This window comes from Bacillus sp. SN1, from assembly GCF_002796895.1.
In the GTDB taxonomy this organism is placed as follows: domain Bacteria; phylum Bacillota; class Bacilli; order Bacillales; family Bacillaceae; genus Bacillus; species Bacillus inaquosorum.
In genome coordinates, this window is record NZ_PHIE01000005.1 from 186,287 (window position 1) to 207,151 (window position 20,865).

Consider the following 20,865-nt stretch of genomic DNA (forward strand, 5'->3'; position numbering starts at 1 on the left):
ATCTATTTCTTTTTTCCGCGGCACACACGACTAAAGAAATCCTTTTTTTATTTTGCGAGAAAAAATGTGAAACGAAACGAAGGCTTCTTTCGTCCAGTGTTTGGTTTGAAATAGGTGTAATAAAACTGGTATGGTGCAAAGCGTAAATATTCCGGGGGGTACCGCGGTGTATTTATTGTTGTGTGATGCCTTGATTTTGTTTGGAAAGAAGGAATTGGAAGACAGGATAAAGAGCAGGTAAATATGAATGAAGAACTTAAAGTGTTTAAGAAAGTAGAGGTTGCCATGAAGAAACTTTTTTCTTACAAACTTAGCTTTTTTGTGCTGGCTGTTATACTGTTTTGGGCAAAAACGTATTTATCCTACAAGACTGAGTTTAATCTTGGGGTAAAAGGCACAACCCAGGAGATCCTCCTGGTATTTAACCCGTTCTCAAGCGCCGTCTTCTTTTTAGGACTGGCTTTGCTGGCGAAAGGGCGAAAATCAGCCATTATCATGCTGATTATCGATTTTGTGATGACATTTGTGTTATATGCAAATATTTTATTCTATCGTTTCTTTGACGATTTCTTGACGTTCCCGAACATTAAACAGTCCGGCAACGTCGGAAACATGGGAGACGGGATTTTCAGCATCATGGCCGGTCATGATATTTTCTATTTCTTAGATATCATTATTTTGATTGCGGTATTGATCTGGAGACCTGAATTAAAAGAATACAAAATGAAAAAACGTTTTGCGTCACTGGTGATTCTTTCCGGAGTCGCACTGTTTTTCATCAACCTGCACTATGCGGAAAAAGACCGTCCGCAGCTGCTGACAAGAACGTTTGACCGCAATTATATCGTGAAATATTTAGGTCTTTACAATTACACCATTTATGACGGTGTTCAGACTGCTCAAACGGAAACGCAAAGAGCCTACGCGAGCAGCGATGATTTAACAAGCGTCGAGAATTACACGACGTCTCATTATGCGAAACCGAATGCCGAGTACTTCGGCTCTGCCAAAGGCAAAAATATCATTAAGATTCACCTCGAAAGCTTCCAGTCATTCCTGATTGATTACAAGCTGAATGGTGAAGAGGTGACGCCGTTCTTAAATAAACTTGCACACGGCGGGGAAGATGTGACGTATTTTGATAACTTCTTCCACCAGACAGGCCAGGGAAAAACATCTGATGCCGAGCTGACAATGGATAACTCCATCTTCGGCCTTCCTGAAGGCTCCGCGTTTGTGACGAAAGGCGAAAACACCTATCAGTCGCTTCCTGCGATTTTAGACCAGAAGGAAGGCTACACAAGCGCCGTCCTGCATGGTGACTACAAATCGTTCTGGAACCGTGACCAGATTTACAAACATATTGGGTATGACGAGTTCTTCGACGCAAGCAGTTATGACATGTCTGAAGAAAACCTCGTGAATATGGGACTCAAGGATAAGCCGTTCTTTACAGAGTCGATTCCAAAACTTGAATCTCTTAAACAGCCGTTTTACGCGCATTTGATTACGTTGACAAACCATTATCCGTTTAACTTGGATGAAAAAGATGCGACCATTAAGAAAGCGACAACCGGTGATAAAACAGTTGATAATTACTTCCAGACAGCTCGCTACCTTGATGAGTCGCTTGAGCAATTCTTCAAGGAACTGAAGGAAGCCGGCCTTTATGACAATTCAGTCATTATGATTTACGGTGACCACAACGGTATTTCCGAAAACCATAACCGCGCGATGAAAGAGATTCTTGGAAAAGAGATCACAGATTATCAAAACGCGCAGAACCAGCGCGTGCCGCTGATGATCCGCGTTCCTGGCAAAAAAGGCGGAGTGAACCATACGTATGGCGGCGAAATTGACGTCATGCCGACGCTTCTGCACTTGCAAGGAATTGATTCTCAGAAATACATCAACTTCGGTACTGATTTATTCTCTAAAGACCACGACGATACAGTGGCGTTCAGAAACGGAGACTTCGTGACGCCGAAGTACACATCTGTCGATAATGTTATTTACGATACGAAGACTGGTGAAAAACTGAAAGCGAATGAAGAAACGAAAAATCTGAAAACAAGAGTGAACCAGCAGCTGAGTCTGTCAGACAGTGTTCTGTATAAAGACTTGCTGAGATTCCACAAACTCAGCGATTTCACAGCCGTTGATCCGTCTGATTATCATTACGGCAAGGAAAAAGAAATCAAATAAGACGAGAAAGAGCCTTGAGCGGGCACATTGCCTTCGCTCAAGGCTCTTTTTTTTTGGTTACATAACCAACTTGAAAAAATAGATTCCATTTGGTCACCAAGGCCGCCTTTCTCTCATATCATTACAGTAGATTTTGAAACCGGTATTGAAGTGGACAAATTATCGGGGAAACGCCTTGATAGATTGTAAAGATGTACCAGGTTTCGAACTCAATATTCATAGAGATGAGGGGTAGAGATGAAAGCGGTCATTCTCTGCGGCGGAAAAGGAACGAGAATGAGTGAAGTCACGCATGACATTCCTAAACCGCTCGCCATGATAGGCGGCAAACCGATTCTATGGCATATTATGAAAATCTATCAGTACTACGGAGTAAACGAGTTTATTCTGCTTTTGGGCTATAAAGGAGAAAAAATCAAAGAATACTTTCTCGACTATGAATGGAAGCACAACAGCCTGACACTCGACAGCTCTACGGGAGAGGTGCAGATGCTGGGGCAGCCTGAAACGTGGAAAATTACGTTTTTGGAAACAGGGGAAGACACGCTGACAGCCGGAAGAATCTTGCAGGCAAAAGACTATATCGGCGATGAAACGTTTCTGCTCACCTATGGGGACGGGCTGGCCAATATCAATCTTTTCCATCTCATCAGCTATCATCAGACAAAGGGTGCTGCCGCGACTGTCACCGGCATTGACAAAGTCTCGCAGTTCGGCACCTTGACGGTTGAGGAAGGCATGGCGAAAACATTTTCTGAGAAGACATCGAGTGACGGAATCATCAACGGCGGATTCTTCGTTCTCAGTCCCAAGGTTTTCGATTATTTGCCGAAGGACGGAAATATAATGTTCGAAGATGAACCGCTGAAGAACCTTGCCAAAGACGGAGAGCTTGCCGTGTACCGCCATTACGGATTTTGGACGGCCATCGATACGTATAAAAATCTCTTAGAAGTCAACAAAATGTGGGATCAAGGACAACAAGTATGGAAGGTATGGTGAACTGATTTGAGTTTCTGGAAAAATAAAAACGTATTTGTCACGGGGTGTACAGGTCTTTTAGGAAGCTACTTGGTGAAAGAGCTGATCGAACAGGGCGCAAATGTTACGGGGCTTGTCAGAGATCATGTGCCTCAATCCAACCTTTATCAGGGAGAACATATCAAGAAAATGAACATCGTACGGGGATCTCTTGAAGACTTGCCTGTGATAGAACGCGCGCTTGGCGAGTATGAAATTGACACAGTCTTTCACCTTGCTGCACAAGCGATTGTCGGCGTGGCAAACCGCAACCCGATTTCTACCTTTGAAGCGAATATACTTGGCACATGGAATATTCTCGAAGCCTGCCGGAAGCATCCGTTAATTAAGCGGGTGATTGTCGCTTCAAGTGATAAAGCTTACGGCGATCAAGAAAACCTTCCGTACGATGAGAATATGCCGCTGCAAGGCAAGCATCCGTACGACGTCTCAAAAAGCTGCGCAGATCTGATCAGCCACACGTATTTTCACACGTACGGGCTTCCAGTCTGCATCACGCGCTGCGGGAACCTGTACGGCGGCGGGGATTTGAACTTCAACCGCATTATTCCGCAGACGATTCAGCTTGTCCTGAATGGGGAAGCGCCGGAAATCCGCAGCGACGGCACGTTTATCCGCGACTACTTCTATATTGAAGATGCCGTTCAGGCTTATTTGCTTCTGGCAGAAAAAATGGAAGAAAACAATCTTGCCGGAGAGGCCTTTAACTTCAGCAATGAAATCCAGCTGACTGTACTTGAATTGGTAGAGAAAATATTGAAGAAAATGAACAGCAGCCTGAAGCCGAAGGTGCTGAATCAGGGGAGCAATGAAATCAAACATCAATATTTATCCGCGGAAAAAGCGAGAAAACTGCTGAATTGGACACCGGCCTACACCATTGATGAAGGACTTGAAAAAACGATTGAATGGTATACGGAATTCTTCAAAAAGTAATGTGAAACGAGGTGAACATGACTGTGGCCAGCGCGTATTGCACCGTTTTATCAAAAGGGAGATTATATCAGGCAGTCGCCTTATTTAAGTCGTTAGAGCAAGTGGATCAAGACAGTCCCATTTTTATACTGTGCATGGATGAAGACACGCACCGCGTCTTACAGAAGCTGAAGATGAAGCAGCTGAACCTTGTGCCGGTGGACGCGCTTGAAAATGAAACGCTTCTGAAGCTCAAGGAAACGAGAGATCAAAGCGAGTACTGCTGGACGATGAAGCCGATCTTTCTGCAAGCTGTGCTGAACAGCAACCCCGAGCTGGAGCGTGTGACGTATATTGACGGGGATTTATTTTTTTACGCCGATCCGTCGCCGATTTTTGAAAACCAGCCGGACTGCTCGGTGCTCCTTTCACGAGGGGATATTGTAATCCCTTCCTTTGAGAGAGAGCAGATTGACATGCTGCAGCGTCTTTTAGGCAGATATAACTCCGGCTTTATCAGCTTCAAGCATGATGATGCCGGCACGGATTGCTTGGAGTGGTGGAAGGAACGCTGTCTTGAGGAATGCAAAAATGCCCCGGGTGAAGGGAAATTCGGTGATCAAGGCTATTTGGATTATATGTCTGAGCTGTTTCCGAATGTATGTGACATTACGACACCCGGTGTGAACATCGGCCACTGGAACTACGGGCAGCATACGTTTTCCTGGGAGGATGGCCGGATCGTGCTGGAGGATGGCAGCCCGCTGATTTTTTACCATTTCAGCGGATACCGAATCGTCAGCATCAATGAAATCAAACAGATTCATGAAACAACCCGCACAGACCTGCCGTTTGTGCATGAGCTGTATCAAGAGACACTGCCGCATATCATTCAGCACATTAAAACGTTAGACCCTGAATTTAACGGTTTTGCTTCAAAAGATGATAACAAATAAATGATTAAATACAGGAAGTGAAAATGAAGTGAAAGCAAGCGTTATTATTCCTGCATATAATTCAAAGGAGCGTCTCTATAACAGCCTTCTGTCATTAAACCAGCAGGAGTGCGATGAAGAATTTGAAGTCATTGTAGCGGACAATGGTTCTGAGGACGGGACGCTCTCGATGCTCGAGTCGTTTCAAGCGGATTTTCCGCTGGTTTTTACACGGATTAAGGAAAACAGGGGCATTGCGTACGGCCGAAATCAGGCGCTTCGCAATGCCAGAGGAGATATCCTGATTTTCCATGACAGCGATATGCTTGCGGCAAAGGATCTTGTGGCAAAGCATATCAAAGCCCATGAGAACGAAGAGAATCTCGTCGTGTGCGGTTTGTTTTGGAAACGGATCTACAGTTTTTATTATGAACGCTTTGAAGATGAACATAAGAAACAGCTCGCAAAGCTCGTAGATGAAATGCCGAAAAAAGACAAACAGAAGCTGCTGAATGAAGCGGATATCAAAAACGGAAGCTTCCTGGACAAAAGCTTTGACCTTGATACCGACTTTATTGACGTGCTCAAGAAGATTTTAGATGAGTACGGCGATGACCTGAAAGGCTATCATATGCCATGGCGCTTTTTTATCACGAATAATTCCTCTGTTAAACGCAAGCATGTGGTTGACCTCGGCTTATTTGATGAAGGCATTGTGCGGTACGGGTTTGAGGATTATGACCTCGGGATCAGGCTTCATCAGGCCGGACTGACCTTCAGGCTGCATCGCGATATTGTCAGTGTTCATCAGGAGCACCCGAGCAATTGTAAGTCTGTAGACGATATTCGGGCAAACATTGCCTATATGTGCGATAAATACAACAACACTCGCTCTCTAGACGTTCATCTCGCTTTTAATGGGCCGTTTCCTCCTGACATGACGAACGGCATCATGACTGATATTCATAAGCTGCTGGAATCTCAGAAATACGACATGCTGCTGAATCTGTTTCTTGAGCTGCTCCATGTTGTCAAAGAGCGCAACATTGACCCGGATTGGCAAAAGAAAGCACCAAGGGTGACGGCGAAAAACTTTGATTTGCAAACTGTCCGCAAGCTCCTGCCAAAAGCGAAGAAAAAGCTTGGCGTGAACGATTTTGCCAATGCGTTGTATGCGCTTGTCAACGATTTGCTGCACGTGGATCTTAGATAATTGGATGTGGTATGATGAGTACATTTCATTTTTCAACGATAGTGTCAAGGACGCATATCTTTAAGCTCATGCCCATGATTCATTCTCTCCATGAGCATTGCGATGATTTTCATTTGTATGTGCTGTGTGTCGATCAGAAAGCGTATGAATTGCTTCAGCACGTGCCATGGGAGCATGTGACCTTTGTGCAGCTGCATGAAATGGAAGACCCAGAGCTGTTGAAAGCGAAAAGCAATCGAACGTTTCATGAATATTGCTGGACATTGAAGCCCGCCTTTTTATTCCATGTCATGAGCAAGTGGGATGATGCTGAATACTTTGCTCATATGGATACCGATCTGTTCTTCTTTTCTGATCCATCACGTATTTTTGCGGAAAACCCAACGGCTTCTCTGTATTTGACCGATCACCGCAACTCGCCGCGGTTCATGTCCTACTATGAACGGACCGGCCGCTATAACACAGGTTTTGTCGGTGCCGGGAATACGAAGGAAGCATATGAAGCGGTGTGGCAGTGGAGACAGGACTGCATTGAATTTTGTACGGTAGAAATGAATACGGAACGAAAGACGTACGGTGATCAACGATATGTGGAGAAGTGGCCGGCGCAGTACAAGGGTGTGCATGTTGTCAAATCAATCGGAGCCAATACAGCGCTTTGGAATATCGAAAACTATAAGGTCGGGCAAAAGGATGGCCGCGTGTATATAGATGAAACGCCGCTGATTTTCTATCATTTCTCCGGGTTTACACTGGTGACAGAAAATGAGTTCAATCTTTGCTGGTATTATCGGATTGAAGACGAAGCGACCATTGAAATGATTTATATGCCGTATGTGTTAAACCTGAAAAGATGGATTGACGAAATACAGTCGGCGTTCCCTGACTTTGCGGACGGCTTTATCCCGAAGCACGCAGTGCCTGATACTCATTTTATACAGCTGGATTAAAAAAACCCTGCCGCATGGCAGGGGTTTTTTAGCTATGCCACTCTCTCAGCTTCTGGTCGCTCGGCAATAAGAAGGCAAGGATGCCGAGGACAGGGAGAAAGGCAATGGCGATCATTGTCGGGGTCAATCCTGCGGCGTCAATCAGAGCGCCCAGCGCCACAGCGCCGATCGCGCCCATTCCGAAGGCAAGCCCGACGGTCAAACCGGACATTGTGCCGATTTTTCCAGGAACAAGCTCCTGTGCGTAGACAACCGTTACGGAAAAGCTCGACATCAGAACCAAGCCGATCAATGCGAGCACGCCATAGGCGAGCACCGGTCCGGAAAATGGAAGCACAATTGCCAGCGGCGCCGAGCAGAGCAGCGAACCGAGAATCACGAAGCGTTTTCCGAAACGGTCTGCAAGCGGGCCGCCAAGAAACGTGCCGACAGCGCCGAACAGCAAAAAGACAAAAATATAGCTCTGTGCCTGCTGAATGCTTACGTGATATGTATCCATCGCGTAAAACGTGTAAAAGTTGCCGATTGCACTCGTATACCAAGAACGTGCAAAAATGAGAAATATAATAATGATAAGAGCAGATACAACAGACTTGGTGATAGCCGTGTTTTCAGCCGTTTTCTTTTGTTTGCCGTGCTTCTGGGCAAGACTTCCGAGACGTGCAGCGTACCATTTCGCAATATACAGCAGAAACATAACAGCGAGCGCGGCGACAAGCGTGAACCAAACGGCGCCGAATTGCCCGAGCGGCACAAGGATCAGCGCGGTGATCAGAGGCGCCATCGCCTGGCCTGAGTTTCCACCCACCTGATAGATCGACTGGGCGAGCCCGCGTTTTGTGCCGGCTGCCATATACGCCACACGGGAGCCTTCCGGATGGAAAATGGCCGAGCCTAATCCGATGAAAAACACACAGCATAAAATCGTTACAAATGACGGGGCAAATGCAAGGCCCAAAATGCCGAGCATGCTGGCGGTCAGACCGATTGGCAGCGCATACGGCCGCGGCCGTTTATCGGTATACCAGCCGACGACAGGCTGCATGACGGATGATACCATGTTTAATGTGAAAGCGATGATGCCGAGCTGTGTAAACGTCAAGCTCATGGAGCGTTCCAAAATAGGGAACATGGCCGGAATCACGGCTTGCAGCGAATCGTTGAGCATGTGGCAGATTCCGATGATAATCAAAATCGGATACACTGTGGTGCCGGGTTTTTGAACTGTTTTTTCTTTTAGCGGGGCGGCAATAGCCAAATGAGTCTCCTCCTTACATATATAACCAAATCATATCACCATATTATTCATAAGGTGAAGAATTTATCAAGAGGAAAATAGACTCTTTAAAAGAAACGCCGTCAGCATGATTAGCAGCTGACGGTTTGTTCGATATTCAAAATGTGATACAGCTCTTCAAGCTTACGAATCTCATAAGCTGGCATGATTTCTGACTCATTCGGCTTCATGTCAGGGTTCATCCAGCAAGTATCAAGCCCGGCGAGCTGTCCGCCTTTGATATCAGCAGTCAGGGAATCGCCGATGATTAATGCGTGCTCTGCTGAAAATTGGGGAATCCGTTCAAACACGTAATCGAAATATTCCTTCATTGGCTTTTGGTAGCCTGTGTCTTCGGAAACGAAAATATCCTTGAAGAACGGAAATAATCCTGAATCACGGAGACGCTTGTATTGTGTCTTAGACACACCGTTTGTCACGATATACAAATCAAACTGATGCTGCAGATTTGAGATAAGATCAAAAGCGCCGTCAATAAGCTGATGCCCTTCTTCAAGAAAGCTGCGGTATTTTTGCTCAAGCAAGGCGCCGTCCGCCTCATAACCGTATTCCTGGAACAAAGCGGAAAAACGGGTGTTCACGACTTCATCCCGTGTAATTTTTCCTTCTTCAAAGGCTCTCCAGAGACCTTGATTGATTGTTTTATACTGCGTCTTCATTTCATCTATTAAAGGAATGTTCTGATCTTCAAACAGCAAACGCAGCGCTAATGCTTCTGCCGCTTTAAAATCAAGGATGGTATCATCTACATCAAATAATAAAGTGCGGTATTGTTTCATCGATTTGTCTCCCTTTCTCATATGTACTCAAAGTATAGCACATAAAAAAAGGAAAAAGCCGGCGGGTGAGGCACCGCCGGCTGAAAAGAGTTATTTGTTTAATGAGCTGTGTTTTCTTGAATACATGAAATAAACCAGTGTTCCGACAGCGATCCAGATCACAAATGAAAGCCATGTGACGCCGGGAAGGCTGTACATGAACCAAAGGCAGATGCCTGCGCTGATAATCGGCACAACCGGAACGAACGGCACTCTGAAGGACGCTTTGATTTCCGGATGTTTCTTTCTTAACACAATGATAGCAATTGAAATGACCGTAAACGCGGCCAGTGTTCCCATGTTCACCAGATGGGCCAGCGTTCCAAGGTTAATAAACCCGGCGATTCCCGCTGCAACGATACCTGTCAGCCATGTGTTGCGGAACGGGGTTTTAAATGACGGATGAACCTTTGCGAACAATCCAGGCAGAAGGCCGTCTCTGCTCATGGCAAATGTCAAACGGACCTGAGCGTACAGCAAAGCGAGCATAACCGTCGTAATCCCGATAATGGCACCGACAGAAATAATTCCGGCAACAGCGTCCTGGCCGACGAATTTAAGCGCAAAGGACACCGGATCCCCGACATTCAATTTCGTATAAGGCATCATGCCTGTCAGCACTAGCGATACCGTGATGTATAGAACCGTACAGACGGCAAGCGCTGAAATAATGCCGACGGGCATGTTTTTTTGCGGATTTTTCACTTCCTCTGAAGCGTTAGAAACCGCATCAAACCCGAGATACGCGAAGAATACAGTTGCCGCGCTGACAATGACGCCTTTCATCCCGAATGGCATAAAAGGAGACCAGTTTTCCGGTTTGACATAGCCGATGCCGACAATGATGAACAATAAAATGATTCCGATTTTCATCAGTACGATGACGTTGTTAAAGCGTGTGCTTTCCTTGACGCCTCTGCTGACAATCGCAGTGATGAGGAGAATGATCACTGCAGCCGGAAGATTAAATATGGCGCCCGGCGTGCTTCCCGGCGCTCCTGTCAGTGCGACCGGAATATGAAGGTTGAAGCCGGCAAGCAGTGATTGAAAGTATGAAGACCAGCCGGTGGCAACCGCCGACAGCGCAATGACATATTCAAGCATGAGGTCCCATCCGATCAAAAAGGCAAGCAGCTCTCCGAGTGTCACGTAGGAGTATGAGTATACGCTTCCCGAAATCGGAATCGAAGACGAAAACTCAGCATAGCAGAAGGCAGCGAGCGCACAGGCGAGCCCCGCTAAAATAAACGATATGATAAGGGCGGGACCTGCACCGGTCGCTGCCACTGTTCCTGTAATGACAAAAATCCCTGTACCGATGACACAACCGATACCGAGCAAGGTTAAATCAAATGCGCTTAACGTACGGGCAAGGCTTTTTGACTTGCTCTGCGCACTCAATGTTTCAAGCGGTTTTTTTCTAAATAATGAACTCATCAAAAGTTCCTCCTGAAAGATTCAAAATATTCTAATCATTATATACAGTTCTTGTTGTATTATATTGTCGAAATTTGGCGCAGTCAATAAAATATTTTTCCACTTTAAATGATAGAAGCGAAACAGCGTTGTCGTATTATAGGATAGTAATTTTTACTAATAACATATTCAATTTTATGCAGGGTGAACCGATAGAAAAAATAGATTCGCCCAATTTTGACTTGCGGTTAAAAAGGAGATGCTGACCATGTTTCAATATGAAGAGTTGAATAAACAGTTTATCGGCGGGAAATGGCAGGAAGGCAGCAGCCCGAATGTATTGGAAAACAAAAATCCTTATACTCAAAAAACATTTACAACCTTCCAAAAAGCGACTGCTGATGATGTAGATGAAGCGTATCGAGCAGCGGCGCTGGCAAAGAAAAAATGGGATGCGGTCAATCCGTTCGAGAAAAGAACCATCTTAGAAAAAGCTGTCACGTATATTGAAGAGAACGAAGAAGCCATCATTTATTTGATTATGGAAGAGCTCGGCGGAACAAGGCTCAAAGCGGCCTTTGAAATCGGGCTGGTTAAAAACATCATGAAAGAAGCGGCGACGTTCCCTGTCCGCATGGAAGGAAAAATTCTTCCGTCAACAATAGACGGCAAGGAAAACAGATTATATCGCGTGCCGGCAGGCGTTGTCGGTGTCATCAGTCCATTTAACTTTCCATTCTTTTTATCTATGAAATCAGTGGCGCCCGCACTTGGAGCCGGCAATGGCGTCGTGTTAAAGCCGCATGAGGAAACACCGATTTGCGGCGGTACGCTGATTGCGAAAATTTTTGAGAACGCGGGAATTCCAGAGGGGCTGCTGAATGTTGTTGTTACAGACATTGCAGAAATCGGAGACAGCTTCGTCGAACACCCGGTGCCGCGGATCATCTCATTTACAGGTTCTACGAAAGTCGGCAGCTACATCGGCCAGCTCGCGATGAAACATTTTAAAAAGCCGCTTCTTGAACTCGGCGGAAACAGCGCCTTTATCGTGCTTGAAGATGCGGATATCGAATATGCGGTTAATGCGGCAGTGTTCAGCCGATTTACACACCAAGGACAGATTTGTATGTCAGCGAACCGCGTACTTGTTCACTCATCAATTTATGATAAGTTCCTTGAACTGTATCAGGCAAAAGTGGAATCGCTGAAAGTCGGTGACCCGATGGACCCTGATACGATTATCGGACCTCTAATCAACAGCAGACAGACTGACGGGCTGATGAGATCTGTTGAGAAAGCAATTGAAGAAGGCGCTGTTCCAGTGAAGCTTGGCGGATTTAACGGAACGATCGTGGAACCGACGATCTTAAAAGATGTGAAACCGTTCATGAGCATTGCCAAGGAAGAGCTGTTCGGACCTGTCGTATCCTTTATGAAGTTTGATTCAGAAGACGAAGCGGTCGATATCGCAAACGAAACCCCGTTTGGCTTGAGCGGTGCCGTACATACGTCAAATCTTGAGCGCGGCGTGGCTTTTGCGAAGCGCATTGAAACAGGCATGATTCACGTCAATGACACGACAATCAACGATGAACCGAATGTGGCCTTCGGCGGTGAAAAACAATCCGGTCTCGGCCGTTTGAACGGCGAGTGGAGCCTTGAAGAATTTACGACATTGAAATGGATTTCGGTCCAGCACGAAAAACGCAGCTTCCCTTATTAATGAATAGGAGTGAATGGAATTGAGCATAAGAACGGAAAAAGAAACCGCAGACCTTCTGGACGCGTTTGTCAAAGTAGCCCCTTATTTAAACAGCCTGGTTCAGGATGATATTACAATCGGCATTTACGATACGGAAAAACTGCTTGTGAATATACCTGCCAAAACCTTTTCTCTCAACGTAAAAGCCGGCGATCCGCTGCAGGAAGGGGATATTATTACAGACGCCATCCGCACCAATCAGAAGAAGACGAGCATGGTTCCGAAAGAATTGTTCGGCTTCCCATTGATTGCACGCGCCATCCCGCTCCACGACGAGAATGGAAGAGTGATAGGGGGCGTCGGCCTCGGAACGAGTCTTGAGGAGTCGTCTAAGCTTCATGATGTGGCGGAAAGCTTATCAGCTGTTGTTGAACAAACGGCCGCAGCCATTTCCGATATTTCTGATTCAATCAACGGGTTTTCAACTCAAATGTCGGGCATTTCCTCTCAGGCGAAAAAGGTAAGCGAAAGCGCCGGTGAAATCGCCGATATTTCAGTAACCGTGAAAGGCATCTCTGATCAAAGCAACCTGCTCGGCCTGAACGCCGCGATCGAAGCGGCGAGAGCAGGGGAGTCTGGAAAAGGCTTCTCTGTCGTTGCAGATGAGATCAGAAAGCTAGCAACGCATTCGAAAGAAAATGTCGGCCAGATTGACCAGATCACGAAAAAAATCCACAGCCTGCTGAAAGGTCTGGAGGAATCAATCGAGTCGATTAATCAGCATACAGACGGACAAGCCGCTGCCGTTGAACAAATTTCCGCCACGATGCAGGAGATTTCAGGAAGCGCACAGCATCTCGCAAAAATGGCTGAAAAAGCGCTTGAGGAAGAATAAAAGACCGGGGACGAACGTCCCCGGTCTTTTTTCTATCCTGTATTTCCATGAACTTTGTCTGACGTTTTACTAGTTTTATTCCAACGGCTGATTTAAAATGTACACATGAACTTACGTGAGGATTGATAGGAACCATGAGCATACTAAAAGCGGAAAATCTATATAAAACATACGGAGATAAAACATTATTTGACCACATCTCCTTTCATATTGAAGAGAATGAGAGAATCGGATTAATCGGGCCGAACGGAACAGGAAAATCCACGCTGCTGAAAGTGATTGCCGGCTTGGAATCTATCGAAGAGGGAGACATCACGAAATCAGGCAGCGTGCACGTTGAATTTCTTCATCAAGACCCCGAGCTGCCTGCGGGGCAAACTGTGCTGGAGCATATCTATTCCGGTGAATCGGCTGTGATGAAAACCTTGCGTGAATATGAAAAAGCGCTGTATGAACTGGGGGAAGACCCTGAAAATGAACAGCGTCAGAAGCACCTGTTGGCGGCGCAGGCGAAAATGGACGCAAACAATGCGTGGGATGCGAACACCTTGGCAAAAACCGTATTGTCTAAGCTTGGCGTCAACGACGTAACAAAGCCAGTCAACGAGCTCTCAGGCGGTCAGAAAAAACGGGTGGCCATTGCCAAAAACTTAATTCAGCCGGCTGATCTGCTGATTTTAGACGAGCCGACGAACCATTTGGATAATGAAACGATTGAGTGGCTTGAAGGATATTTAAGCCAATATCCCGGCGCCGTCATGCTGGTGACGCACGACAGGTATTTCTTAAATCGTGTCACGAACCGCATTTATGAGCTCGAACGAGGCAGCCTCTACACGTACAAAGGCAACTATGAAGTGTTTTTAGAAAAACGCGCGGAACGGGAAGCGCAGGCTGAGCAAAAGGAAACGAAGCGGCAAAACCTGCTGCGCCGCGAACTGGCTTGGCTCAGACGGGGAGCGAAAGCCCGTTCCACAAAACAAAAGGCGAGAATTGACCGAGTGGAGACGCTTAAGGAACAGAAAGGCCCTCAGTCATCGGGCTCACTCGACTTTGCGATTGGCTCCCACCGTCTTGGCAAACAGGTCATTGAAGCGGAGAACGTGATGATCGCTTATGACGGCCGCATACTTGTCGACCGCTTTAATGAGCTGGTCATACCGGGTGAACGGATTGGGATCATCGGGCCAAACGGCATCGGAAAAACAACGCTGTTAAACGCCCTTGCCGGCCGTCATACTCCAGACGGCGGCCATATTGCGATCGGCCAGACCGTCAGAATCGGTTACTATACCCAAGATCATAGTGAAATGAATGGCGAGTTAAAGGTCATTGAATATATAAAAGAAACGGCGGAGGTCGTAAAAACAGCGGATGGCGATATCATTACAGCTGAACAAATGCTGGAGCGTTTCCTCTTCCCGCGTTCGATGCAGCAGACATATATCCGCAAGCTGTCAGGAGGAGAAAAACGCCGTTTATACTTGCTTCAGGTTCTCATGCAGGAGCCGAATGTTCTGTTTCTCGATGAGCCGACGAACGATTTGGATACTGAAACATTAAGCGTCCTGGAGGATTATATCGACCAGTTCCCTGGCGTCGTCATCACCGTATCCCATGACCGCTACTTCCTTGACCGTGTCGTAGACCGTTTGATTGTGTTTGAAGGAAATGGCGTCATTTCCCGCTTCCAAGGCTCCTACAGTGATTACATGGAGGAATCAAAAGCGAAAAAAACAGCTGAAAAACCGGCTGCTGAAGCAAAACAGCCCGAAGCTGAGCCGAAGAAAAAACGGAAAAAGCTTTCCTACAAAGATCAGCTTGAATGGGACGGCATCGAAGATAAAATTGCCCAGCTGGAAGAAAAGCATGAGCAGCTTGAAGCTGACATCGCCGCAGCAGGCAGCGATTTCGGAAAAATCCAAGAGCTGATGGCCGAGCAGGCGAAAACGGCGGAAGAGCTTGAGGCGGCTATGGACCGTTGGACAGAATTGTCCCTTATGATTGAAGAACTTGAAAGTTAGAAAAGCGCGGCCCGCAGCAGGCCGCACTTTTTTTCACATAATGTACAAAAACGAAACACCCTGCTTATGATAGGATGGAATTGTGTGTCAGCGGCACATGGAAAACTAATGGAGATGATGAAGTATGACATGGACTATCGTGATGTTAATCCTCATGAGTCTGGTGAAAATCGTATTAACCTGTCTTCCAACAGGCGTCATGGAATGGCTGCTCAGCAAATTTGAGGTGCACGCCAAGCTGAGTGACGAAAATGCCGTTCTCTCTCTAGATGGAAAACGTCTTGAGGGGGAAGAGAAGCAGAAAGTGATTGACCAATTTAACGAAGCTGTCTTCCTGGAGAAGTATTATATTTACCCAGGTGACGAAGAGCGTTATTTATATCCGGAAAACGGCGGTACGCCGCTGGTGATAGATACGAAAAAAGGCAAAAATGATGTGAAGCTGTTTGTGTACCGCTACGACGACCATATTGATGTCGTCAAGCAGTACAAGAAGAAAGTCATTGCGTATCAATTGCTTTCTGATAGCCTTCAAAAGCAGACTCTGTCAGTGACAGGAAGTTTGGCTTAAACAGGACAGTGAAAGACGGGGGCTTTATGCACTCGTTTTTTTTATTGATTTTCAAAACTTTACGTTTACGTTAAGGTTCAAAAGGTGTATAATGGGAACAGAAACGGCGAAGGGGGATTTACCTTGGAATGGATGAAGATTGATCAAGTAGCCAAAAGAAGCGGGCTGACAAAGCGGACCATCCGGTTTTATGAAGAAATCGGTTTGATTCTGGCGCCGAAACGGACAGACGGCGGCGTAAGGCTTTATTCAGAGGATGATATGGAGGAGCTTGAGAAAGTCATCAGCACAAAAGAAGTGCTCGGTTTTTCCCTTCAGGAGCTTCAGCATTTCATGGAAACCAGCCGCCAGCTAGAGTTAAACAAAGAGGGGTATTTGTTGTCACTGGATCCTAAGGAACGGAAAGAAAAACTGGAGGAAATTCAGGAAACACTGAATCACCAGCTGGATTTGATTGATGAGAAAATCCGCACATTCGAAAGCTTTAAAGAACGCCTGCAAGGCATGAAAGATAAAGCGGAACGTGCTATTCAATCAATTGAATGAAAAGTTTGCCAAACGCTATTTTTGTAGCGTTTCTTTTAATGGAATAAAGATGGAGGTCAGGTCAAATGGATAAGACAAAACAAGTGAATCAGAAAACGGGCTTGCTCAGTCAGCCGAAAGCTGTATGGGCTGTCGCGTTTGCCTGTGTGATTTCCTTTATGGGAATCGGGCTGGTCGATCCAATTCTTCCGGCAATTGCCGCACAATTACATGCTTCACCTAGTGAAGTATCACTCTTGTTTACAAGTTATTTGCTTGTAACCGGATTTATGATGTTTTTCTCAGGCGCCATTTCCAGCCGTATCGGCGCGAAATGGACGTTAATTCTCGGACTTATTTTTATTATTGTGTTTGCGGGGCTTGGCGGCAGTTCAAGTTCAATTGCTCAGCTAGTCGGCTACCGCGGCGGCTGGGGATTAGGTAATGCTTTGTTTATTTCAACAGCGCTTGCGGTCATCGTCGGCGTGTCAGTCGGGGGCAGCGCCCAAGCGATTATTTTGTATGAGGCTGCACTCGGTCTCGGGATTTCTGTCGGGCCGCTTGCAGGCGGAGAGCTTGGAAGCATTTCATGGCGCGCACCGTTTTTTGGGGTATCTGTCCTGATGTTTATTGCGTTAATCGCGATTTCTTTCATGCTACCGAAATTGCCGAAACCGGCGAAACGCGTCGGTGTGTTTGATGCCATGAAGGCGCTCAAATATAAAGGTCTGCTGACGATGGCGGTATCTGCATTCTTATACAACTTTGGATTTTTTATTTTGCTTGCTTATTCTCCGTTCGTTCTGGATTTAGATGAACATGGTCTTGGATATGTCTTCTTCGGCTGGGGCCTTCTGCTGGCGATTACGTCAGTCTTTACGGCGCCGCTGGTGCACAAAGCGATGGGCACAGTGCGTTCCTTGGTCGTTCTCTTTATCGCCTTTGCAGTTATTCTCATGATCATGGGGCTCTGGACAGACCATCAGACATTGATTATTACATGTATCGTTGTCGCTGGTGCTGTCCTCGGTATGGTGAATACGATCATGACAACCGCTGTGATGGGTTCTGCGCCGGTTGAACGTTCAATCGCGTCTTCAGCCTACAGCTCAGTCCGCTTCATCGGCGGTGCGCTCGCTCCGTGGATTGCGGGGATGCTGTCAGAGCACTTCACAGCAAGCACACCGTATACAGTAGGCGGGATCGTCGTTTTTGTCGGCATGCTTGTCCTTCTCATGGGACGTAAACATCTTGCCGGAATTAAGGCGGGACATTAATAACGAAAGACACTGCGCAGATGCAGTGTCTTTTTTATCATACAACCTTCTCATTACTACCATATCCATTGCAGGTCATTTTAAAAGACAGAGAGCTTTTGAGAATCGTTCAGAAAAAATGGCAGTAAAAAACCCGCCCTTCAGCAGGCGGGTTTTTTTAAAAATTAAAGCACTTTCGTCGTCCAAGACTCGCAGTTCCACGTTTCTGTCGCGATATCCATATAAAAATCTGGCTCATGAGAAATGAGCAGAATGGAACCTTTGTATTCTTTGAGGGCGCGCTTAAGCTCTTCCTTCGCATCGACATCCAAGTGGTTTGTCGGCTCATCGAGCACCAGCAGGTTTGTTTCCGAATTGATCAGCTTGCACAATCTGACTTTCGCTTTTTCGCCCCCGCTTAATACGGAGACGCGGCTTTCGATATGCTTTGTCGTCAGTCCGCATTTTGCGAGAGCGGCACGGATTTCATACTGCGTATAAGAAGGGAATTCGCTCCATACCTCTTCGATGCACGTATTGTCGTTTGTTTCCTTGACCTCTTGCTCAAAATAGCCGGTAAAGAGATGCTCGCCGCGTTCAACCGAGCCTTCAAGCGGCTGGATTTCGCCAAGCAGGCTTTTCAGCAATGTCGTTTTTCCGATCCCGTTCGCGCCGTAAAGGGCGATTTTTTGGCCGCGCTCCATGCGGAGGTTCAGCGGACGTGACAGCGGGGAATCGTAACCGATCACCAGATCCTTCGTTTCAAAAATCAGCTTGCCTGACGTTCTCGCCGGCTTGAAGTGGAATTCCGGTTTTGGCTTTTCTGCCGCCAGCTCAATCATATCCATCTTATCGAGTTTCTTTTGGCGGGACATCGCCATGTTTCTTGTGCTGACGCGGGCTTTGTTGCGGGCAACGAAATCCTTCAGCTCTGCGACTTCCTGCTGCTGCTTTTTGTACGCCGCTTCAAGCTGCTGTTTCTTCACCTCGTAGACTTCCATAAACTGATGGTAGTCGCCGACATAGCGTGTCAGCTCTTGATTTTCAACGTGATAAATCAGGTTGATGACGCTGTTTAAGAACGGAATATCATGGGAAATCAAGATGAACGCGTTCTCGTATTCCTGCAGATAACGTTTCAGCCATTCGATATGCTGTTCATCAAGATAGTTTGTCGGCTCATCGAGAAGCAGAATTTCCGGCTTTTCAAGAAGCAGCTTGGCGAGAAGAACCTTTGTGCGCTGTCCGCCGCTCAAATCAGTGACATCACGCTCTAATCCGATATCGCTCAAGCCGAGGCCGCGAGCAATTTCTTCCACTTTGGAATCAATGATATAAAAATCATTGTTCGTCAGCGCGTCTTGAATCACACCGACTTCTTCAAGCAGCTTTTCGAGCTCGTCGGGATCAGCTTCGCCCATTTTGTTGTAAATCTCGTTCATTTCTTCTTCCATCGCAAATAAATAATGGAATGCGTCTTTCAGGACGTCACGGATGGATTTTCCTTTTTCCAGCACGGTATGCTGATCCAGGTAGCCGACACGGACATTTTTTGACCATTCGACTTTTCCCTCATCAGGTTCAAGCTTTCCGGTAATAATATTCATGAAGGTTGATTTTCCTTCACCGTTTGCGCCGATCAGCCCGACGTGCTCGCCTTTTAACAGGCGGAAGGAGACGTTATTAAAAATGGCCCGGTCACCGAAGCCGTGGCTTAAATCCTTTACAGATAAAATACTCATGTTTACACCTCTATCGTTTATCAAACACGCACAATCGGCGTGTATTATTCACCCTTTTGATTATAAAGGAGGAATCGGAATGTTGAAAGGTATAGGAAAGAAAAAGAAAAATTGCGTTCCGGGCGAGGTTTTGAGATACTATGGAGTAGATTTCAGGAATTGAGGAGAACAAAAATGACGCAAACTTGGCCATTTTTACATAATGCACAATCATTTATACAAGAGAATTGGAATGCTTCCGGCTTTCAAAAGCCAACACCTGTTCAGGAGCAGGCAGCACAGCTGATCATGGATGGAAAGGATGTCATCGCGGAATCGCCGACAGGCACAGGCAAGACGCTTGCGTATGCGCTGCCGGTCTTGGAGCGAATTAAGCCAGATCAGAAGCATCCGCAGGCGGTGATTTTGGCGCCGTCGCGTGAGCTGGTGATGCAGATTTTTCAGGTGATTCAGGATTGGAAAGCGGGCTCAGAGCTGCGCGCGGCTTCCTTAATCGGCGGGGCGAATGTGAAGAAGCAGGTTGAAAAGCTGAAAAAACATCCGCATATCATTGTCGGCACGCCGGGCAGGGTATTTGAGCTGATTAAAGCGAAGAAACTCAAAATGCATGAAGTGAAAACGATCGTGCTTGATGAAACGGATCAGCTTGTCCTGCCGGAGCATCGCGAAACGATGAAGCAAATCATTAAAACGACATTAAGAGACCGGCAGCTTCTATGTTTTTCTGCCACCCTCAAAAAGGAAACAGAGGACGTGCTCCGCGAATTGGCGCATGAGCCTGAGGTGTTAAAGGTGCAGCGAAGCAAGGCGGAAGCGGGGAAAGTAAAGCATCAATATCTGATTTGCGACCAGCGCGACAAAGTGAAGCTGCTGCAAAAGCTGTCAAGGCTTCAAGGCATGCAGGCGCTTGTATTTGTGAGAGACATCGGCAACCTGAGTGTGTATGCGGAAAAGCTGGCGTATCACCATGTCAATCTTGGCGTTCTGCACAGTGAAGCGAAAAAAATGGAGCGGGCGAAAATGATTGCCGCATTTGAAGACGGAGAGTTCCCGCTCTTATTGGCGACTGATATTGCTGCACGCGGTTTGGATATCGAAAACCTACCGTACGTGATTCATGCCGATATTCCTGACGAAGACGGCTATGTACACAGATCAGGCCGAACAGGCCGAGCCGGAAAAGAAGGCAACGTGCTGAGCCTCGTTACGAAATTGGAAGAATCAAAGCTGAAAAAAATGGCGAAGAAGCTTGGCGTAGAGCTGAGTGAAGCTGTTTATACAGGCGGAAAATTGAAGACGAAATAAAAAGGAGGGCGGTATGCCCTTCTTTTTTGTTGTAAAATAATAGAAAAAGGTT

16 protein-coding genes and 1 pseudogene are annotated in these 20,865 nt (G+C 46.5%); 13 read left to right on the forward strand and 4 right to left on the reverse strand.

All coding sequences use genetic code 11. The features are described from left to right. Positions 1–285 precede the first annotated feature (285 nt). From ltaS1 to CVV77_RS17340, 6 genes are all read left to right on the forward strand, one after another. Positions 286–2,205: a lipoteichoic acid synthase LtaS1 gene (ltaS1, locus tag CVV77_RS17315; RefSeq protein WP_088112507.1), complete on the forward strand. Its 1,920-nt coding sequence runs from the start codon at positions 286–288 to the stop codon at positions 2,203–2,205. A 237-nt stretch (positions 2,206–2,442) separates the two neighbouring features. Next, a complete protein-coding gene (locus tag CVV77_RS17320; protein ID WP_100276033.1) occupies positions 2,443–3,207 on the forward strand; it encodes a glucose-1-phosphate cytidylyltransferase in 765 nt (254 codons plus the stop codon). Positions 3,208–3,213: 6 nt separating this feature from the next. Beyond that, complete coding sequence (locus CVV77_RS17325) at positions 3,214–4,182, forward strand: GDP-mannose 4,6-dehydratase (RefSeq protein WP_100276034.1); 969 nt, start codon at positions 3,214–3,216, stop codon at positions 4,180–4,182. A gap of 23 nt (positions 4,183–4,205) precedes the next feature. Next, a complete protein-coding gene (locus CVV77_RS17330; RefSeq protein WP_019257737.1) occupies positions 4,206–5,117 on the forward strand; it encodes a putative nucleotide-diphospho-sugar transferase in 912 nt (303 codons plus the stop codon). A 28-nt stretch (positions 5,118–5,145) separates the two neighbouring features. Next, positions 5,146–6,309, forward strand: coding sequence for a glycosyltransferase family 2 protein (locus CVV77_RS17335; protein ID WP_088111355.1), 1,164 nt, complete (start codon positions 5,146–5,148; stop codon positions 6,307–6,309). A gap of 14 nt (positions 6,310–6,323) precedes the next feature. Beyond that, the gene (locus tag CVV77_RS17340) at positions 6,324–7,259 is read left to right on the forward strand and encodes a putative nucleotide-diphospho-sugar transferase (RefSeq protein ID WP_100276035.1); all 936 of its coding nucleotides are present in this window, start codon (positions 6,324–6,326) and stop codon (positions 7,257–7,259) included. A 28-nt stretch (positions 7,260–7,287) separates the two neighbouring features. Here CVV77_RS17340 and CVV77_RS17345 read toward each other — a convergent pair whose 3' ends face one another. The 3 genes from CVV77_RS17345 to bcaP form a co-directional block, all read right to left on the reverse strand. Continuing rightward, positions 7,288–8,517, reverse strand: coding sequence for an MFS transporter (locus tag CVV77_RS17345; protein ID WP_084990734.1), 1,230 nt, complete (start codon positions 8,515–8,517; stop codon positions 7,288–7,290). Between the two features lie 110 nt (positions 8,518–8,627). Continuing rightward, on the reverse strand, positions 8,628–9,335 hold the full coding sequence (locus CVV77_RS17350) for a YjjG family noncanonical pyrimidine nucleotidase (protein ID WP_100276036.1): 708 nt from the start codon (positions 9,333–9,335) through the stop codon (positions 8,628–8,630). A 90-nt stretch (positions 9,336–9,425) separates the two neighbouring features. Continuing rightward, complete coding sequence (gene bcaP, locus CVV77_RS17355) at positions 9,426–10,811, reverse strand: branched-chain amino acid transporter BcaP (protein ID WP_100276037.1); 1,386 nt, start codon at positions 10,809–10,811, stop codon at positions 9,426–9,428. Positions 10,812–11,058: 247 nt separating this feature from the next. Here bcaP and yfmT point away from each other — a divergent pair, with 247 nt between their 5' ends. From yfmT to CVV77_RS17385, 6 genes and pseudogenes are all read left to right on the forward strand, one after another. Next, positions 11,059–12,516 carry a benzaldehyde dehydrogenase gene (gene yfmT, locus CVV77_RS17360; RefSeq protein WP_003239954.1) on the forward strand — a complete coding sequence of 486 codons (1,458 nt, stop codon included), beginning with the start codon at positions 11,059–11,061 and terminating at the stop codon, positions 12,514–12,516. 508 nt (positions 12,517–13,024) lie between these two features. After that, positions 13,025–13,390: pseudogene (locus tag CVV77_RS22715) on the forward strand (methyl-accepting chemotaxis protein); the annotation flags it as partial. A 134-nt stretch (positions 13,391–13,524) separates the two neighbouring features. After that, on the forward strand, positions 13,525–15,414 hold the full coding sequence (locus CVV77_RS17370; RefSeq protein ID WP_100276039.1) for an ABC-F family ATP-binding cassette domain-containing protein: 1,890 nt from the start codon (positions 13,525–13,527) through the stop codon (positions 15,412–15,414). A 124-nt stretch (positions 15,415–15,538) separates the two neighbouring features. Next, positions 15,539–15,985 carry a YfmQ family protein gene (locus CVV77_RS17375; protein WP_100276040.1) on the forward strand — a complete coding sequence of 149 codons (447 nt, stop codon included), beginning with the start codon at positions 15,539–15,541 and terminating at the stop codon, positions 15,983–15,985. Positions 15,986–16,108: 123 nt separating this feature from the next. Beyond that, entirely contained in the window at positions 16,109–16,531 is a 423-nt protein-coding gene (locus CVV77_RS17380; protein WP_100276041.1) for a MerR family transcriptional regulator, read from the forward strand. A gap of 65 nt (positions 16,532–16,596) precedes the next feature. Further along, on the forward strand, positions 16,597–17,787 hold the full coding sequence (locus CVV77_RS17385) for an MFS transporter (protein WP_100276042.1): 1,191 nt from the start codon (positions 16,597–16,599) through the stop codon (positions 17,785–17,787). A 164-nt stretch (positions 17,788–17,951) separates the two neighbouring features. On the opposite strand, the gene CVV77_RS17390 is transcribed toward CVV77_RS17385, so the two are convergent. Beyond that, positions 17,952–19,508: an ABC-F family ATP-binding cassette domain-containing protein gene (locus CVV77_RS17390; protein ID WP_100276043.1), complete on the reverse strand. Its 1,557-nt coding sequence runs from the start codon at positions 19,506–19,508 to the stop codon at positions 17,952–17,954. Positions 19,509–19,682: 174 nt separating this feature from the next. Here CVV77_RS17390 and CVV77_RS17395 point away from each other — a divergent pair, with 174 nt between their 5' ends. Further along, positions 19,683–20,813, forward strand: a complete 1,131-nt coding sequence (locus CVV77_RS17395) for a DEAD/DEAH box helicase (RefSeq protein WP_100276044.1) — start codon at positions 19,683–19,685, stop codon at positions 20,811–20,813. The last annotated feature ends 52 nt before the right edge of the window (positions 20,814–20,865 follow it).

Bases quoted from the DNA above. Each gene is read 5' to 3' on its own strand.
- CVV77_RS17340 (WP_100276035.1), top strand. From the start codon at position 6,324: ATGAGTACATTTCATTTTTCAACGATAGTGTCAAGGACGCATATCTTT.
- CVV77_RS17390 (WP_100276043.1), bottom strand. From the start codon at position 19,508: ATGAGTATTTTATCTGTAAAGGATTTAAGCCACGGCTTCGGTGACCGG.
- CVV77_RS17395 (WP_100276044.1), top strand. From the start codon at position 19,683: ATGACGCAAACTTGGCCATTTTTACATAATGCACAATCATTTATACAA.
- CVV77_RS17370 (WP_100276039.1), top strand. From the start codon at position 13,525: ATGAGCATACTAAAAGCGGAAAATCTATATAAAACATACGGAGATAAA.
- CVV77_RS17375 (WP_100276040.1), top strand. From the start codon at position 15,539: ATGACATGGACTATCGTGATGTTAATCCTCATGAGTCTGGTGAAAATC.
- CVV77_RS17350 (WP_100276036.1), bottom strand. From the start codon at position 9,335: ATGAAACAATACCGCACTTTATTATTTGATGTAGATGATACCATCCTT.
- bcaP (WP_100276037.1), bottom strand. From the start codon at position 10,811: ATGAGTTCATTATTTAGAAAAAAACCGCTTGAAACATTGAGTGCGCAG.
- CVV77_RS17385 (WP_100276042.1), top strand. From the start codon at position 16,597: ATGGATAAGACAAAACAAGTGAATCAGAAAACGGGCTTGCTCAGTCAG.
- ltaS1 (WP_088112507.1), top strand. From the start codon at position 286: ATGAAGAAACTTTTTTCTTACAAACTTAGCTTTTTTGTGCTGGCTGTT.
- yfmT (WP_003239954.1), top strand. From the start codon at position 11,059: ATGTTTCAATATGAAGAGTTGAATAAACAGTTTATCGGCGGGAAATGG.
- CVV77_RS17320 (WP_100276033.1), top strand. From the start codon at position 2,443: ATGAAAGCGGTCATTCTCTGCGGCGGAAAAGGAACGAGAATGAGTGAA.